The 16,064-nt window shown below is 74.3% G+C and carries 10 protein-coding genes; 8 read left to right on the forward strand and 2 right to left on the reverse strand.

Annotated elements, in window-relative coordinates; all coding sequences use genetic code 11:
- Nucleotides 1-267 precede the first annotated feature (267 nt).
- A complete protein-coding gene (locus tag ACH4PU_RS09545) occupies nt 268-1,395 on the forward strand; it encodes a glycosyltransferase family 4 protein (protein ID WP_398268573.1) in 1,128 nt (375 codons plus the stop codon).
- A gap of 247 nt (nt 1,396-1,642) precedes the next feature.
- Here ACH4PU_RS09545 and ACH4PU_RS09550 read toward each other — a convergent pair whose 3' ends face one another.
- Nucleotides 1,643-3,256 carry a PucR family transcriptional regulator gene (locus tag ACH4PU_RS09550; RefSeq protein WP_398268576.1) on the reverse strand — a complete coding sequence of 538 codons (1,614 nt, stop codon included), beginning with the start codon at nt 3,254-3,256 and terminating at the stop codon, nt 1,643-1,645.
- Nucleotides 3,257-3,662: 406 nt separating this feature from the next.
- Here ACH4PU_RS09550 and ACH4PU_RS09555 point away from each other — a divergent pair, with 406 nt between their 5' ends.
- Nucleotides 3,663-5,231, forward strand: a complete 1,569-nt coding sequence (locus ACH4PU_RS09555; protein WP_398268579.1) for a hypothetical protein — start codon at nt 3,663-3,665, stop codon at nt 5,229-5,231.
- Nucleotides 5,232-5,282: 51 nt separating this feature from the next.
- On the opposite strand, the gene ACH4PU_RS09560 is transcribed toward ACH4PU_RS09555, so the two are convergent.
- Nucleotides 5,283-7,085 (reverse strand): glycoside hydrolase family 15 protein, encoded by a 1,803-nt coding sequence (locus ACH4PU_RS09560; RefSeq protein ID WP_398268582.1) that lies wholly within the window; start codon nt 7,083-7,085, stop codon nt 5,283-5,285.
- A 431-nt stretch (nt 7,086-7,516) separates the two neighbouring features.
- Between ACH4PU_RS09560 and ACH4PU_RS09565 the strand changes: the two genes are divergently transcribed.
- From ACH4PU_RS09565 to ACH4PU_RS09590, 6 genes are all read left to right on the forward strand, one after another.
- Nucleotides 7,517-9,169, forward strand: a complete 1,653-nt coding sequence (locus tag ACH4PU_RS09565; protein ID WP_221903709.1) for a CTP synthase — start codon at nt 7,517-7,519, stop codon at nt 9,167-9,169.
- Nucleotides 9,170-9,251: 82 nt separating this feature from the next.
- Nucleotides 9,252-9,878: an NUDIX domain-containing protein gene (locus ACH4PU_RS09570; protein WP_398268586.1), complete on the forward strand. Its 627-nt coding sequence runs from the start codon at nt 9,252-9,254 to the stop codon at nt 9,876-9,878.
- A gap of 184 nt (nt 9,879-10,062) precedes the next feature.
- Nucleotides 10,063-12,249: a tetratricopeptide repeat protein gene (locus tag ACH4PU_RS09575; RefSeq protein WP_398268589.1), complete on the forward strand. Its 2,187-nt coding sequence runs from the start codon at nt 10,063-10,065 to the stop codon at nt 12,247-12,249.
- A gap of 184 nt (nt 12,250-12,433) precedes the next feature.
- Nucleotides 12,434-13,549 carry an alanine dehydrogenase gene (gene ald / locus ACH4PU_RS09580; protein ID WP_004954062.1) on the forward strand — a complete coding sequence of 372 codons (1,116 nt, stop codon included), beginning with the start codon at nt 12,434-12,436 and terminating at the stop codon, nt 13,547-13,549.
- Between the two features lie 342 nt (nt 13,550-13,891).
- Complete coding sequence (locus tag ACH4PU_RS09585; protein ID WP_078588259.1) at nt 13,892-15,016, forward strand: ParA family protein; 1,125 nt, start codon at nt 13,892-13,894, stop codon at nt 15,014-15,016.
- Nucleotides 15,001-15,561 carry a hypothetical protein gene (locus ACH4PU_RS09590; protein ID WP_398268592.1) on the forward strand — a complete coding sequence of 187 codons (561 nt, stop codon included), beginning with the start codon at nt 15,001-15,003 and terminating at the stop codon, nt 15,559-15,561. Before ACH4PU_RS09585 ends, ACH4PU_RS09590 begins: the two co-directional genes overlap by 16 nt.
- Nucleotides 15,562-16,064: the final 503 nt, after the last annotated feature.

Consider the following 16,064-nt stretch of genomic DNA (forward strand, 5'->3'; position numbering starts at 1 on the left):
GGGCAAAACGCTCACCGCGTAACAGGCCGGTGCTTTCGGCGGTGTCGGTCGACCTCCGGGCCAACGGCTCGTAATCCCCAAACCGGGTGAATCCGGAGCTGCCCGGGCGAGACAGGGCGGGCCGGGCGCGGAGCGGTGGTGCCCGGACGGCGGTGGCGGCTGGCATCCTGGGCAACGGCACCGCGCCGTCGCCGCTCCTGCCACCCCCCCGCCTCCTTCCGCCCGACGCCGATCCGCCGGTCCCGCCGATCCAGGAGTCACTCCCGCGTGAGCAGTTCATCCGGCACGTCCCACGGCCGGCCGCCCCTGCACGCCGTCCAGGTGCTGGGCGGCGGCAGCGCGGGCAGCGGCGCCCATGTGCGGTCGCTGGCCGCCGGCCTCGTCGCGCGGGGGCTGCGGGTGACGGTGTGCGCGGCCGGGTGGACGGAGGAACGGTACGGATTCACCGGGGCCGGCGCCTCGTTCGCGCCACTGCCGGCCGGGACGGACGCGCTCCTCGTCGCCGGGATCCGGGCGGCGACCGCCGACGCGGACGTCGTCCACGCGCACGGCCTGCGCTGGGGCTTCCTCGCCGCGCTCGCCCTGCACGGGCGCCCGACGCCGCTGGTGGTCACCTGGCACCGGCGCGTTCGCGCGGCGGGCGCCCGGGCCCACGTCGTACGGCTCATGGAACGGCGGGCCGTGCGGACCGCCGCGGTCGTGCTCGGCGCCACGCCGGATCTCGTGGACCAGGCGCGGTTGCGGGGGGCGCGGGACGCCCGGCTGACGCCGGTGGGGTTTCCCGGGCCGCGGGCCGCCGCCGCTGTTGTCGCGGAGACGGAAGGTGACGTGCCCCGGGACAAGGTGCTCGCCGAACTGGGCGTGCTCGGGCGGCCGTTGCTCCTCGCCGTCGGGCGGCTCGAACGCGACCAGGGGTACGGGCCGCTGCTCGACGCCTCCCGCTCCTGGCGGCGGCTCGACCCCGAGCCCCTCCTCGTCGTCGCCGGCGAGGGGCCCGAGCGGCCGTCGTTGCAGCGGCGGATCGAGGACGAAGGCTTGCCCGTGCGGCTCGTCGGGCGGCGGGAGGACGTGCCGCAGCTGGTGGCCGCGGCGGATCTGGTGATCCTGCCGAGCCGGTGGGAGGGGCGGGCGCTGCTGGCGCAGGAGGCCTTCCGGGCGGGGGTGCCGATGGTGGCCACGGCGGTGGGGGGTGTTCCTGATCTTGTCGGCGATGCTGCTGAGCTTGTGCCTTATGGGGATGCTTCGGCGTTGGCCTGTGCGGTGTCGCGGGTGCTTGTCGATTCGCGGCGGCGGGCTGAGCTTGTCGCCGCGGGGCGGCGGTTGGGGGCGGGGTGGCCTTCGGAGGACGATGCGGTGGCTCATGTGCTGAGCGTGTACGACGAGTTGTGGGGGTGAGGGTGCCCCGGTCCCGCCCTTTCTCCCCCAGCTACCGCTGGGAGGTGCCCCCAGTTTCTTGCGGGGGCTGCGCCCCCGCACCCCCCAAACCGCGCTCCGCGCGGTTGTCCTCAAACGCCGGACGGGCTGACAAGTCAGCCCGTCCGGCGTTTGAGGACCTCGCGGTGAAGCCGCGATGCCGGGGTGCGGGCCCTCCCGCGGAAGCGGCGAATGGGGGTGCCCCCTCTGGGGGAGGGACCGGGGCACCTCACCCCACCAGCCGCCGCCCCCGCAGCGCCACCCCCAGCGCCAGCCGGCTGTCCGGATCGTCGGGATCCGTTCCCAGCAACCCGGCGATGCGCGCCAGGCGGTCGTACAACGTCTGCCGGTTGACGTGCAGCTCCCGCGCCGTCTCCGCCTTGCGGCCCGCGTGGCGGAGGTAGGTCTCCAGGGTGGGGAGGAGCGGGGTCCGGGCGGTGGCGTCGTGGGTGAGGAGGGGGCCGAGGACGCGGTCGACGAAGGCCGCGAGGTCGTCGTGGCCGCGCAGGCGGGACAGCAGCAGGTCGACGTCGAGGGCGCGGGCGTCGTGCCAGGGGCGGTCGGGCAGGCCGGTCGCGGCCGTCGCCGCCTCGGCGGCGTGCCGCAGGGCGGCGCCCGCGGTGGTCCAGTCGGCCGGCGCGCCCACCACGACCACCGGCGGCCGGGAGCGGACCCGCCGCGCCCCGGCGCGCAGGGCGGCGGCGAGCCGGCCGGCGACGGCCTGGCGGTCGGCCGCGTCCCGGAGGCCGGCGAGCAGCGGGATCCGGCCCTCGGGCAGCCGGACGCCCAGCAGGACGGGCACCCCCACCGCGGCGAGTTCCTCCTGGACCGCGCAGGTCAGCGCCGCCGGGCCGGCGTCCCGGCCGGGGCCCGCGGGGGCGTCGAGGACGACCGGCAGCAGTGGTCCGAGGCCGGGGCGGAAGCCGAGGACGCGGGCCAGGGCGGGGGCGTCGGCCGGGTCGAGCAGGCCCTCGGCGAGGTCGGTGAGGAAGTCGCCGCGCCCCCGGGCCGCCAGTTCCTCCTCCTGGCGGGCCTGGAGGAGGACGACCGCCAGCAGGCCCGCCGTCCGGTCGGCGGCCACGCGGTGCACCGGGGCCAGCGGCGCGTGCACGGGCAGGACGGTCAGCCGGGCCCGCGGGCCGCCCGGGGCCTGCCCGGGGACGTCCACGGCCACCCGTCCGGCCAGGTCGGTGCGGCGCAGCCCGTCCCACACCTGGAGCGGGTCGGCGGCGCCCGGCGGCGCGGGGTCGGGCCCGGCCGCGTAGAGGAGCCGCCCGTCGGCGGCCTCCAGGAAGACCGGGTTGGCGGTGAACTCGGCCAGCAGCCGCAGTACTTCGGGCGCCCCGCCGCCGTCCAGCAGCGCCTCCGTGCAGCGCCGGTGGACGCCGTCCGCGCGTCGGAGCAGCGCGTAGTGCGCGTTGACCAGCTCGGTGTGGAGCTCCTCGGTGACCGCGACGAACGGGACCTCCCGGTGCAACTGGACGAGCGGGAGCCCGGCCGCGCGGGCCGCGTCCACGACGGCGGCGGGCAGCGCGGGCAGGCGTGCGCCGAGCTCCACCACCAGGGCCGCGATGTCCCGTTCCACCAGGGTGCGGACGAAGGCGCGCTGCTCGGCCGGGCGGGCGCCCAGGCCCAGGCCGGTGGTCAGCAGCAACTCGCCGCCCTTGAGGAGCGCCGCGATGTGCGGCGCCTCGCCGGCGTGCACCCAGCGCACCGGGCGGTCGAGTCGGTCGGCGCCGGCCAGCACCTCGGGCAGCCCCCGGCGCAGGGCCGGCAACTCCAGGGCGCGGGCGACGGTCACGGCGCTCCGGGGGATCGCGGGTATCGGCGGCTGGTCGTGCATGACGTGAACTTACGGGACGGGTGCCGGTGTCCGGGAGGCGGCCGGGAGCCCGCCGGGGCGGCTCGTGGGCGCCGCGGGACGAAGCGGGCCCGCGCCCGGCCGGCCGTGGCGTGCGCGTACGGCGCGTGGAGCCGGGCGGAGGCTCCTTCACCGGCGTCCGCGCCCCGGCACGCTCCTCTGCGCTCCGACGCTGCACCTCCCGTCGCCTCCCGTCTCAGCCCGGCCGAGTTCCCCGGAAGACGGCGCCCCGAGCGGCCTCCCCGCGCCCCGCTCCGCGCGTGTGCGCATAGCAGAAGAGGCCTGACCCCCACGGGAGTTGCCGCATAGTCGGCGTCCCCGCGGCAGGGGCGTGATAGGCAGTGTGACCCGGATCCGGCGACGGCCGGTCGAGCCTGGACCTCGGGGGATGACGATGCAGCCGCTCTACGTTTTCGACGCCGAAGTCAGCGCCCTGCCCGGCGCGGACCCCTTTCCGCTGGTGCGCGAGCACGTGGGCGCCTGGCTGTGCGGGCCCGCGGGGGACGGGCCGGGGGCGGGGGAGCTGGCGGCCGCCGGCGGGCCGCGGCCGCTGCACGGCGGGCGGACGGTCGAATGGGCCGTCGAGGGGCCACCGGACACGACGGCCGTACGGGTCACCGTCACGCAGCCGCTCGACGGGGACGTCGGCCGGTTCGTCACACGGATCACCGTGTCGTCCGTCGCGGGACGGGTGGGGCTGCGGGTGGTGATGGGCCGGGAGGTCGACGGGGGGTGGATCGCGCCGGTGCAGGATCCGCTGCTGCGCCGGCCCGGGCTGCTGCGGACGGTGGCCGCCGACGAGGGGCTCCGGCTGCACGTCCTGGGACAGCGGGTGACCGGGCGGTACGAGCGGATCCGGGAGACGGCGCAGACCGCCGTGCTCACCGAGTCGCTGGCCGGCCGCACCCGGCTGCCCATCCTGCTGGTGCACCCCCGGGAGGACGCCGCCTGGACGGCCGCCCGGCAGGCGGCCGGCGAGCTGATCGGTCTCGCCCAGGTCGTCACCCTCAACTACGGCACGGCCCGGGAGCTGCGCCGGCTGCTGCCGGAGGCCGCCGTCCCGGACGGCGGCGCCCGGCTGGTCTGGCCGCTGCCGGCGCTCGCCCACCCCGCGTACGCGCGCGCCGAGGTCGCCGACCCCGCCACCCGCTTCCGCTGGATGCGCACCCTCGGCGAACTCGCCGTCGTCGCCCGGGGCTCGGACCGCGGCTGGGAGGCGGCGCGCAGGGCCGCCCGGGGCAGCGCCGCCCGGCGGGCCGCCGAACGCCTCGCGGCGGCCCGGGCGACGGGCGACGTCGCCCGCCAACTGGACGTCTACGAGGAGCGGGTGGCCCGGCTGGAGGCGGACGTCGCCTTCTGGGAGGGCGAGGCGCAGACGCTCACCACCCGGCTGGAGGCCGCCGGGGACGCCGACGCCGCCCGCCGGGAGGCCGAGTACTGGAGGGACCTCTACGTGCGGGAGGTGAAACGCGACGACCCCAAGGCCGGGGAGCCCGCGGACCCCTGGGAGGAGGTGCCCGAACTGGACCCCGCCGAACCCGGGGCCACCTACCGGGCCCTGGAGGAGGCGGCCGACCACCGGATCGTGTTCACGGCCGGGGCGGAACGGTCCTGGCGGGCGTCCGGCTATCCGCACCCGGACGAGATGACCGCGCAGTTGGTCACCCTCGCCAAGGCCGCGGTCGACCTCTACGACCAGCCGAGCGACAAGAAACCCCGGATCACCCAGTGGTTCAAGGAGCAGCACGGGCTGACGGTGGCGACGAGCGACCTGACCATCAAGAAGGACCGGAAGCTGCGCTACTTCTCCTTCGACGGCGACGACCGGCGCGACGGTCTGCCGCACGTCAAGGTGCGCGACGCCACGTCGCACAACGAGGTCGGCCGGATCCACTTCGCGTTCGACCACGACAAGCGGCGGCTGATCGTGGACCACGTGGGGGTGAAGAAGTACTGACTCCCCCGTGGAGGCCCGGGCGGGCCCTCCGGCCCGCCCGTCCGTCCGGCGTCAGCCGCCGAAGGCGCTCGACGCCGTCAGCCGCAGCGCGGTGTCGATCAGCGGGACGTGGCTGAACGCCTGCGGGAAGTTGCCGACCTGCCGCTTCAGGTGCGGGTCCCACTCCTCCGCGAGCAGGCCCAGGTCGTTGCGGAGGGCCAGCAGCTTCTCGAAGAGCTGCCGCGCCTCGTCCACCCGGCCGATCATCGCGAGGTCGTCGGCGAGCCAGAACGAGCAGGCCAGGAAGGCCCCTTCGTCGCCCTCGAGGCCGTCCACGCCCGCGTTCTCGCCGGCCGTCGGGTAGCGCAGCACGAAGCCGTCGGGGGTGGACAGCTCGCGCTGGATCGCCTCGATGGTGCCGATGACGCGCTTGTCGTCCGGCGGCAGGAAGCCCATCTGCGGGATCAGCAGCAGCGAGGCGTCCAGCTCCTTGGAGCCGTAGGACTGCGTGAACGTGTTGCGTTCCTTGTCGTAGCCCTTCTCGCACACGTCCCGGTGGATGTCGTCGCGCAGCTCGCGCCAGCGCTCCAGCGGGCCGTCCACGTCACCCGACTCGATGAGCTTGATGGTGCGGTCCACCGCCACCCAGGCCATCACCTTGGAGTGGACGAAGTGCCGGCGGGGGCCGCGGACCTCCCAGATGCCCTCGTCGGGCTCGTTCCAGTGGTCCTCCAGGTAGCCGATCAGCCGCAACTGGAGGAGGGAGGCGTAGTCGTTGCGGGCCAGGCCCGTCATGTGCGCCAGGTGCAGCGCCTCGGTGACCTCGCCGTAGACGTCCAGCTGGAGCTGGCCGGCCGCGCCGTTCCCCACCCGGACCGGCCGCGAGTTCTCGTACCCCGGCAGCCAGGTCAGCTCCGCCTCGCTCAGCTCCCGCTCGCCCGCGATGCCGTACATGATCTGGAGGTTCTCCGGGTCGCCGGCGACGGCCCGCAGCAGCCACTCGCGCCAGGCGCGGGCCTCCTCGCGGTAGCCGGTGCGCAGCAGCGACGACAGGGTGATCGCGGCGTCCCGCAGCCAGGTGAAGCGGTAGTCCCAGTTGCGGACGCCGCCGATCTCCTCCGGCAGGGACGTGGTGGGGGCGGCGACGATGCCGCCGGTGGGCGCGTAGGTCAGCGCCTTGAGGGTGATCAGCGAGCGGACGACGGCGTCCCGGTAAGGGCCGTGGTACGTACAGTGCTCGACCCACTCCCGCCAGAACTCCTCGGTGGCCTCCAGCGAGCCGTCCGGGTCGGGCAGGGCCGGCGGGCCGCTGTGCGAGGGCTGCCAGCTGATGGTGAACGCCACCCGCTCACCGGGCGAGACGGTGAAGTCGGAGTAGGTGGTGAGGTCTTTGCCGAAGGTGTCGGCCGTGGTGTCCAGCCACACCGAGTCGGGGCCGGCGACGGCCACCGTGCGGTCACCGACCTTGTGCACCCAGGGCACCACCCGCCCGTAGGAGAACCGCATCCGCAGCGCGGAGCGCATCGGCACCCGGCCGCTGACGCCCTCGACGATCCGGATCAGCTGCGGCGCCCCGTCGCGCGGGGGCATGAAGTCGATGATCCGGACGGTCCCGCGGGCGGTGTCCCACTCGGACTCCAGGACCAGGGAGTCGCCCCGGTAGCGGCGGCGGTCGGCCCGTGGCGGCGCGGCCCCCGAGGGGTGCGCCGGGCCGATCCGCCAGTAGCCGTGTTCCTCTGTACCCAGCAGCCCGGCGAACGCCGCGTGGGAATCGAACCGTGGGAGGCACAGCCAGTCGGCCGTGCCGTCCCTGCAGACCAGGGCGGCGGTCTGCATGTCGCCGATGAGTGCGTAATCCTCGATACGCCCGGCCACGTCATCTCCAGTCGAACGGCATCGTGACCCCAAGGGGGCCTCTGGCGGTCAAGCGATCTTCGACGAGCTCATGTTCCGGAAGGGGTGGGTGCACACCTCCCAGCGGTGGCTGGGGCTCAGGGGTGCCGTGCCGGCCGGCTCGCTCCGTGTGTCCGTGCAGGATACGACGCCGAGTTGGGCGACGCGCGACGGTTGGCCGGGGAATCTGTGCCGAATGGGTGGCCCGGGACACAGGTGCCGCGCGCCCGTGACACACGGTCCGCGAGCCCGTCGCGCCGCGTCACCGGCGGCGCCCGCCCCGGGGCGCTGATACCCTGGTACCCCGTGGACCGGTGGGCGCAAGACCCCTCGACCGCAGCGACGGCACCCCCGCAAAGACGCCGGGTGAGCGCCGGTACGCACCTCCACCTCGCGACCACGGGAGACCCCCTTTGGCCATTGCCGCTAAGCCCACGACGACCAAGCACCTCTTCGTCACCGGGGGTGTCGCCTCCTCGCTCGGCAAGGGGCTGACCGCCTCCAGCCTGGGTGCGCTGCTCAAGGCCCGGGGTCTGCGCGTGACGATGCAGAAGCTCGACCCGTACCTGAACGTCGACCCGGGCACGATGAACCCGTTCCAGCACGGCGAGGTGTTCGTCACCAACGACGGCGCCGAGACCGACCTGGACATCGGCCACTACGAGCGCTTCCTCGACGTCGACCTCGACGGCTCGGCCAACGTCACCACCGGCCAGGTGTACTCCTCCGTGATCGCCAAGGAGCGGCGCGGCGAGTACCTGGGCGACACCGTGCAGGTCATCCCGCACATCACCAACGAGATCAAGCACCGCATCCGGCGGATGGCGACCGAGGACGTCGACGTCGTCATCACCGAGGTCGGCGGCACGGTCGGCGACATCGAGTCGCTGCCGTTCCTGGAGACCGTCCGCCAGGTCCGCCACGAGGTCGGCCGCGACAACGTCTTCGTCGTGCACATCTCGCTGCTGCCCTACATCGGCCCCTCCGGCGAGCTGAAGACCAAGCCCACCCAGCACTCGGTGGCCGCGCTGCGCAACATCGGCATCCAGCCCGACGCGATCGTGCTGCGCGCCGACCGCGAGGTGCCCACCGCCATCAAGCGCAAGATCTCGCTGATGTGCGACGTCGACGAGGACGCGGTGGTCGCCGCCATCGACGCCAAGTCGATCTACGACATCCCGAAGGTGCTGCACGCCGAGGGCCTGGACGCCTACGTCGTCCGCAAGCTCGACCTGCCGTTCCGCGACGTGGACTGGGCGCAGTGGGACGACCTGCTGGACCGCGTCCACCAGCCGGACCACGAGGTCACCGTCGCGCTCGTCGGCAAGTACATCGACCTGCCGGACGCCTACCTCTCGGTCACGGAAGCCATCCGAGCGGGTGGCTTCGCCAACCGCGCGCGGGTGAAGATCAAATGGGTGACGTCGGACGACTGCGTCACCCCCGCCGGCGCCAAGAAGCAGCTCTCCGACGTGGACGCGATCTGCATCCCGGGCGGCTTCGGCGAGCGCGGCGTCAACGGCAAGGTCGGCGCCATCACCTACGCCCGAGAGAACAAGGTCCCGCTGCTGGGCCTCTGCCTCGGTCTGCAGTGCGTGGTCATCGAGGCCGCGCGCAACCTGGCCGGCATCACGGACGCCAACTCCACCGAGTTCGAGCCCGGCACCGCCCACCCGGTGATCTCCACCATGGCCGAGCAGATGGACATCGTCGCCGGCGAGGGCGACCTGGGCGGAACGATGCGCCTGGGCATGTACCCGGCCAAGCTGGCCGAGGGCTCCATCGTCCGCGAGGTCTACGACGACCAGCCGTACGTCGAGGAGCGCCACCGCCACCGGTACGAGGTCAACAACGCGTACCGCGGCGAGCTGGAGAAGAAGGCGGGCATCGTCTTCTCCGGCACCTCCCCGGACAACAAGCTGGTCGAGTACGTCGAGTACCCGCGCGAGGCGCACCCGTACCTCGTCGCGACCCAGGCCCACCCCGAGCTGCGCTCCCGGCCGACCCGGCCGCACCCGCTGTTCGCCGGTCTGGTGAAGGCCGCCGTTCGGCGTCAGCAGGGCTGATCTGTACGGTTGACCGGGGTGAGCCCCTCCTTTCCGGAGGGTCTCACCCCGGTTTTCGTGTTTCTGGAGCTGGAGGACGCAGATGCGCATCAAGGACACCGCCGAGGAGTGGCGGATCACCGCCACGGAGACGCCGTTCGTCGGCAACAAGACCAGCGCGCGCACGGACGTCGTCGTGATGCCGGACGGCACCAGCGTCAACCGCGACTACCAGGTGCACCCCGGCTCGGTCGCCATCCTCGCCCTCGACGAGCAGGACCGCGTCCTGGTCATCAACCAGTACCGGCACCCGGTGCGGCACCGGCTCTGGGAGCTCCCGGCCGGGCTGCTGGACGTCCCCGGGGAGAACCCGCTGACCGCCGCCCACCGGGAGCTCTACGAGGAGGCGCACGTCAAGGCCGAGGACTGGCGGGTGCTCACCGACGTCTTCACCTCGCCCGGCGGCTGCGACGAGGCCCTGCGGATCTACCTCGCCCGGGACCTGTCCGACGTGGAGGGGGAGCGGTTCGAGGTGGCCGAGGAGGAGGCGGACATGGAGGTGGCGCGGGTGCCGCTCGCGGATCTGGTCCGCGGGGTGCTTTCGGGTGAGCTGCACAACACGTGTCTTGCCGTGGGCGTGCTGGCGTTGAGCGCCGCTCGGGCCGGGGACGGGATCGAGGCGCTGCGGGCGGCCGACGCGCCGTGGCCTGCGCGGCCGTTCGAGGCGTAAGGGGTTTGCCCCGGCCCCGCCCCTTCGCCGATTCCTGGGGCTGACGCCCCAGACCCCGAAACCGCGCTCCGCGCGGTTGTCCTCAAACGCCGGACGGGCTCGGTGCCGGGCCGAAAAGGGGATCGTCGTACGAGCCGGGGCCCGGCGTCCGCGGGGGCGTGGGCGTTTCAACTACGCTCGGTCCGTGGAGACCGACAACCTCGCGGCCGTCCGCCCGGAGCGGGTGGGCCCCGGCGTGCGCCCGCGCCGGCCGGACGCGCCCGTGACGGGCGTCGCGCTCACCGGCGCGGGCCTGTTCACCGGCCGGGACCGGGAACTGAAAGAGCTTCGGGCGGACATCGCCCGTACCGGCCTGGACACTCTCTCCGGCCGCAAACCACCCCGCAGCCGGGTCCTGCTCGTCGCCGGACGTCCCGGTTCCGGGCGCACCGCGCTCGCCGAGGAGCTGGCCCGGCGGCTGGAGGGGGACTACCCGGACGGAGTACTCCGCGCCCGCCTCACCGACGCCGACGGCACCCCCGTCCCCACCGACCGCACCGCCCGCGCCCTCCTCGCCGACCTCGGCGCCACCGCCACCGCGCCCGCCGGGGCCGAGGAGGACGAGCTCACCGCCGCGCTCCGCGCCGCCCTGGCCGGCCGCCGGGTGCTGCTGCTCCTGGACGACGCGTCGGGCGCCGCCTCCGTCGAGCCGCTGCTGCCGGACGAACCGGGCTGCCTGGTCGTCGCCGTCGCCCGGGGGCCGCTGACCGGCGTCACCGACGTCCGGCCGTGCACCCTCGGCGGTCTGGAGACCCCTGCCGCCGTCGACCTCCTGGAGCGGTTCGCCGGCCCCACCCGCATCACCTGCGACCCGATGGCCGCCAGCGCCGTCGTCGAGGAGTGCGCCGGGCAGCCCGCCGCGCTGGTGCTGGTCGGCGGCTGGCTGGCCGCCCACCCCAAGATGTCCGTCGCCGACGCGGCCCGGCGGCTGCGCGAACTCCCCGTCCCCGAGGGGCACGACGGCACCACGGGCCGCCCGCTCGCCCGCGCCCTCTGGCTCGCCTACGAGGCGCTGCCCGCGCTGAACGCCCGCATACTGCGCCTGCTCGCGCTGGCCCCCGCCGGTCCCGCCGACGCGCACACCGCCTCCGCGCTGGCCGGCTGCTCGGTCTCCGCCGCCCAGGCCGCGCTGGACGACTTCGTCGCCCGCGGCCTGCTGCGGCCGGTGCCCGTCGACGGCGTACCGGGGGAGCCCGCCGCGCTGCCCCCTCAGTACCAGGTGCCCGGCTGCCTGGCCCCGCTGCTGCGGGCGTTGCTGGAGACCCAGGACCGGCCCGCCGAGGTGGAGCTGGCCCGGGCCCGGATGCTCGAACGGGTCGTCCGCCAGCTGCACTCCTGCCGCGCCGCCGCCGAGCTGACCGACCCCTCCGTCCGCCGCCGGGTGGCCGAGCTGCCCCGGCCGCTGCGCTTCCCCTCGGCGCGGGTCGCGGAGGAGTGGCTGCGCTCGCGGCTGCCCGCGCTGCTGGCCGCCGCCCGGCTGGCCGTCGAGGACGGCGGCCTGGACACCCTCGCCCGCCGCCTGGTCTCCGCGCTGACCAGGGCGCTCTCCGCCCACCTGCCCCCCGAGGAGGCCGGGCCCGAGCAGTACGGGCTGCACCGGCTCGTCCTCGATGTGGCCGACCGCCGCGAGATGGCCCTGGAGAAGTCCGCCGCCCTGCTCAACCTGGGCGACCTGGACACCGGGGCCGGACGCGTCCGGATGGCCCTCGACCGCTACCGCGAGGCGCTGGCCGCCGCGCGCGCGTGCGGCGACCCGTACGCGACGAGCCGCTCCATGGAGTCGGTCGCCGCCTCCTACCAGGAGCTGGAGGACTGGGCCCGGGCCACCGACTGGTACCGGCGGGCGCTGGAGCTGCGGCTCACCCGCGGTGAACTCGCCGACGAGGCGCGGCTGTACGGGCGGCTCGGCGCGGTGCACGCGCTGGCGGGGGAGTGGGGCGAGGCGCTGCGCACCTGGCGGGCCGCGTCCGCCGCCTGCCGCCGGCTGCGCGATCTGCCGGGGCACGCCCGGGCGCTGATCGAGGCCGCCGTGGCGCTGGAGCACCTCGGCCGGCCGCAGGACGCGGTGCGCACCGGCCTGGAGGCGGCGGAGGGCGCCCGGCGGGCCGGCGACGGGCGGCTGGAGGCCGCCGTCCGGCTGCGGCTGGCGGACACCCTGGACCGGCTGGCCGACCAGGCCGGCGCGGAGGCGCAGCGCCGGACGGCGGAGGGGCTGCTCCGGGAGCCGGCGGGGGCCGAGGGGGAGGAGGCCGGGGGGACCGGTTCCGGCGTGGGCGGGGGGACTGGTTCCGGTGTGGCCGGGCCCTCGGGAGGGCTTGAGCCGAACGCCTGACGGGTACACGCCGGGTAACCTGCGAAAGCGATGGCAGTTCCGGAAAAGTTTGTTGCTTTGCAAGGCTAGACAGCTCGACATCCTTCATTAGACTGGTTGCGCCGCGATCGACGCGGTCTGCTCTGGTATGCCGTGGCATTTCCGGATTAGCCTGAAAACCCCTGATTCAAGGACCGTGATCGACGTGAAGGTCGGTATCCCCCGCGAGGTCAAGAACAACGAGTTCCGCGTGGCCATCACCCCCGCCGGTGTGCACGAGCTGGTGCGCAACGGCCACCAGGTCTTCGTGGAGAAGGGGGCCGGTCTGGGCTCCTCCATCACCGACGCCGAGTACACCGGCGCCGGCGCGGCCATCCTGGACTCCGCCGACGAGGTCTGGGCCACCGCCGACCTGCTCCTGAAGGTCAAGGAGCCGATCGCCGAGGAGTACCACCGCCTCCGCAAGGGCCAGACCCTCTTCACCTACCTGCACCTGGCCGCCTCCCGTGAGTGCACGGACGCGCTGCTGGAGTCGGGCACCACGGCCATCGCCTACGAGACCGTCGAGCTCGCCAACCGCGCGCTGCCGCTGCTCGCCCCGATGTCCGAGGTCGCGGGCCGGCTGGCCCCGCAGGTCGGCGCCTACCACCTGATGCGCTCGGCCGGCGGCCGCGGCGTGCTGCCGGGCGGCGTCCCGGGCACGGCGGCCGGCAAGGCCGTCGTCATCGGCGGCGGCGTCTCCGGCTGGAACGCCGCGCAGATCGCCGTCGGCATGGGCTTCCACGTGACCCTGCTCGACAAGGACATCAACAAGCTGCGCGAGGCGGACAAGGTCTTCGGCACCAAGGTGCAGACGATCGTCTCCAACGCCTACGAGCTGGAGAAGGCCGTCGTCGAGGCCGACCTCGTCATCGGCGCGGTCCTGATCCCGGGCGCCAAGGCCCCCAAGCTGGTCACCAACGAGCTCGTCGCCAAGATGAAGCCCGGAAGTGTACTTGTCGACATTGCGATCGACCAGGGCGGCTGCTTCGAGGACTCGAAGCCGACCACCCACGCGGAGCCGACCTTCACCGTCCACGACTCCGTCTTCTACTGCGTCGCCAACATGCCGGGCGCGGTGCCGAACACCTCCACCTACGCGCTGACCAACGCCACGCTGCCCTACATCGTGGAGTTGGCCAACCGTGGCTGGCAGGAGGCGCTGAGCCGGGACGCCGCGCTCGCCAAGGGCCTCAACGTCCATGAGGGACAGGTCGTTTACGGCCCGGTCGCCGAGGCGCACGGCCTTGCGCACGTCGAACTGAGCGCGCTGCTCGGCTGAGGCGTCAAACCGCCCCTGAGGGGAATCACCACCGGCAGGGCCTTGTCCACGAGGCCCTGCCGGCCGTGTTTGGTGCCGGATTCGGACCGGTTTTCCCGAGGTGACCGCCGTTCGGAAAACTTGCGGGTGATACCCCGAACACCCTTGACAGAAGGGTGTTCGATTGCCGACACATCGTGCCGTCTCCGGCGGATTGTGTTGCTGCGGACCGCCGACACGCCATAGAGTCGCAGACCGTCGGCATGGTGCCACGCTGACCTATCTAGATGTTTCCTGGTCACCAAGGAGGTAGGACGACTTGTGAACGAGTCGACATTTGCTCCCGGGGGTGGTCACCCAGGAATTCCTGCGCAGGGCCGGAGCCCCGTGGGGCTCCACGCCGTCGGCTCCGTCGCTGTCCAGACCTTCGCAGCACAGCAGGACATCCAGAGCATGACGACAGCCCACCCGAGCATGGACGGTCTACACGTGAACGCCATGGCCGGCGACCGCGGCGGTGATCCCGCCCGTCTCGCCGACTACGAGGAAGTGCCCGACGGGCACTTCTACGACCCCGACGCGGAGTACGAGCCCGACCCGGAGTACGCGGCCACCCTGGCCCCCGACGCGGCCCGCCAGCGCCGCGAGCGCATCGGCCCCACCGGCCGCCCGCTGCCGTACTTCCCCATCCCGGGCCCGCTGACCGACCACGGTCCGGCGAAGATCATCGCGATGTGCAACCAGAAGGGCGGGGTCGGCAAGACCACCTCGACCATCAACCTGGGCGCCGCGCTTGCCGAGTACGGCCGCCGGGTGCTGCTCGTCGACTTCGACCCGCAGGGCGCGCTCTCCGTCGGACTGGGCGTCAACCCGATGGAGCTCGATCTGACGGTCTACAACCTGCTCATGGAGCGCGGGATGTCGGCCGACGAGGTGCTGCTGAAGACCGCGGTGCCCAACATGGACCTGCTCCCCAGCAACATCGACCTGTCCGCCGCCGAGGTCCAGCTCGTCAGCGAGGTCGCCCGGGAGTCCACGCTCCAGCGCGCGCTCAAGCCGCTGATGGCCGACTACGACTACATCGTGATCGACTGTCAGCCGTCGCTGGGCCTGCTGACCGTCAACGCGCTGACGGCGGCTCACAAGGTGATCGTCCCGCTGGAGTGCGAGTTCTTCGCCCTGCGCGGTGTCGCCCTGCTCACCGAGACCATCGAGAAGGTCCAGGAGCGGCTCAACCCCGAGCTGGAGCTCGACGGCATCCTCGCGACGATGTACGACTCGCGGACCGTGCACAGCCGCGAGGTGCTCGCACGGGTGGTCGAGGCGTTCGACGACCACGTCTACCACACGGTCATCGGCCGGACCGTCCGCTTCCCGGAGACCACCGTCGCCGGCGAGCCCATCACCACGTACGCCTCCAACTCGGTGGGCGCCGCCGCCTACCGCCAGCTCGCCAGGGAGGTGCTCGCCCGGTGTCACGCCGAGTGAGTCTGCCCGGCGCCGACGAGCTGTTCCGCACCACCGGAGGGGTGGGGCTCCAGTCCTCGGCCCCTCGCAGACAGGCCAAGACGCCCGCCGACGGCGCTCCCGCCCCCGCTTCCGCGCGGGTGCCCGGGCCGGCCGCCGCGGAGCCCGACGCGGCGCCCGCTCCCTCACCCGCCTCCGAAGGGGCCGCCGACCAGGACGCCGCCGAGCGCCGGCCGGCCGCGGACGGGCGCGAGCGCCCGGCGCCGCGCGGCGCCGCCGCCGCTGCCGCCGGCTCCCGGACCGCCGAGCCGGTCGCGCCCCGGCGCCGCGGGCGCGCCGCCAACCGCCGCCCCAGCGGGCGGGAACGCCACGACGAGAAGATCACCGTCTACGTCTCCGCCGAGGAACTGATGGACCTCGAGCACGCGCGGCTGGTGCTGCGCGGCGAGCACGGGCTCGCGGTGGACCGCGGCCGGATCGTGCGGGAGGCGGTCGCCGTCGTCCTCGCCGACCTCGAGGCGCGCGGCGACGCGAGCATCCTCGTGCGGCGCCTGCGCGGTCGCTGACCGCCTTCGCCGCTAACCTGCCACGGGCGGGCCCCCGCCCGCGCCGCCCCGGCCCTTCCAGGCCGCCGGATCATCTCGCTCCCCTGGACCACTCCCGCATGCCCACCGCCGCCTCCTCGCCGCCGCCTCCTTCCCGCCGCCCGCTGGGCCGGGGTCCGGGCGCGCGGCCCGGCCCGCCGGAGGCGGAAGGTTTCCCCGCGGGCGGGGCGGAGGCGGAGGCCGCGGGCGCGGCCGACGCTTCGTCCGGCCCCGGGACCGACGACTCGGCCGCCCCCACGCCCCTCGGAGCGCCTACGGCGCCCGAGGCGGAGCGTTCCCCAACCCCGCCCCTTCCCGTTTCCGGGGGGCAAGCCCCCCGACCCCCCGAGCGGCTCCGCCGCGAGGGGGGCGCTGTCCCGGCCGTGCCGGGGTCGGGCGCTGTCCCGGCCGTGCCGGGGTCGGGCGCTGTCCCGGCCGTGCCGGGGTCGGGCGCTGTCCCGGCCGTGCCGGGGTCGGGCGCTGTG

Origin of the sequence: Streptomyces sp. NPDC021100, from assembly GCF_044333095.1 — a bacterium.
Classification (GTDB): Bacteria; Actinomycetota; Actinomycetes; order Streptomycetales; family Streptomycetaceae; genus Streptomyces.

Excerpts from the sequence above, each read along its gene's own strand:
- ACH4PU_RS09570 (WP_398268586.1), top strand. The coding sequence starts at position 9,252 with ATGCGCATCAAGGACACCGCCGAGGAGTGGCGGATCACCGCCACGGAG.
- ACH4PU_RS09555 (WP_398268579.1), top strand. The coding sequence starts at position 3,663 with ATGACGATGCAGCCGCTCTACGTTTTCGACGCCGAAGTCAGCGCCCTG.
- ACH4PU_RS09550 (WP_398268576.1), bottom strand. The coding sequence starts at position 3,256 with ATGCACGACCAGCCGCCGATACCCGCGATCCCCCGGAGCGCCGTGACC.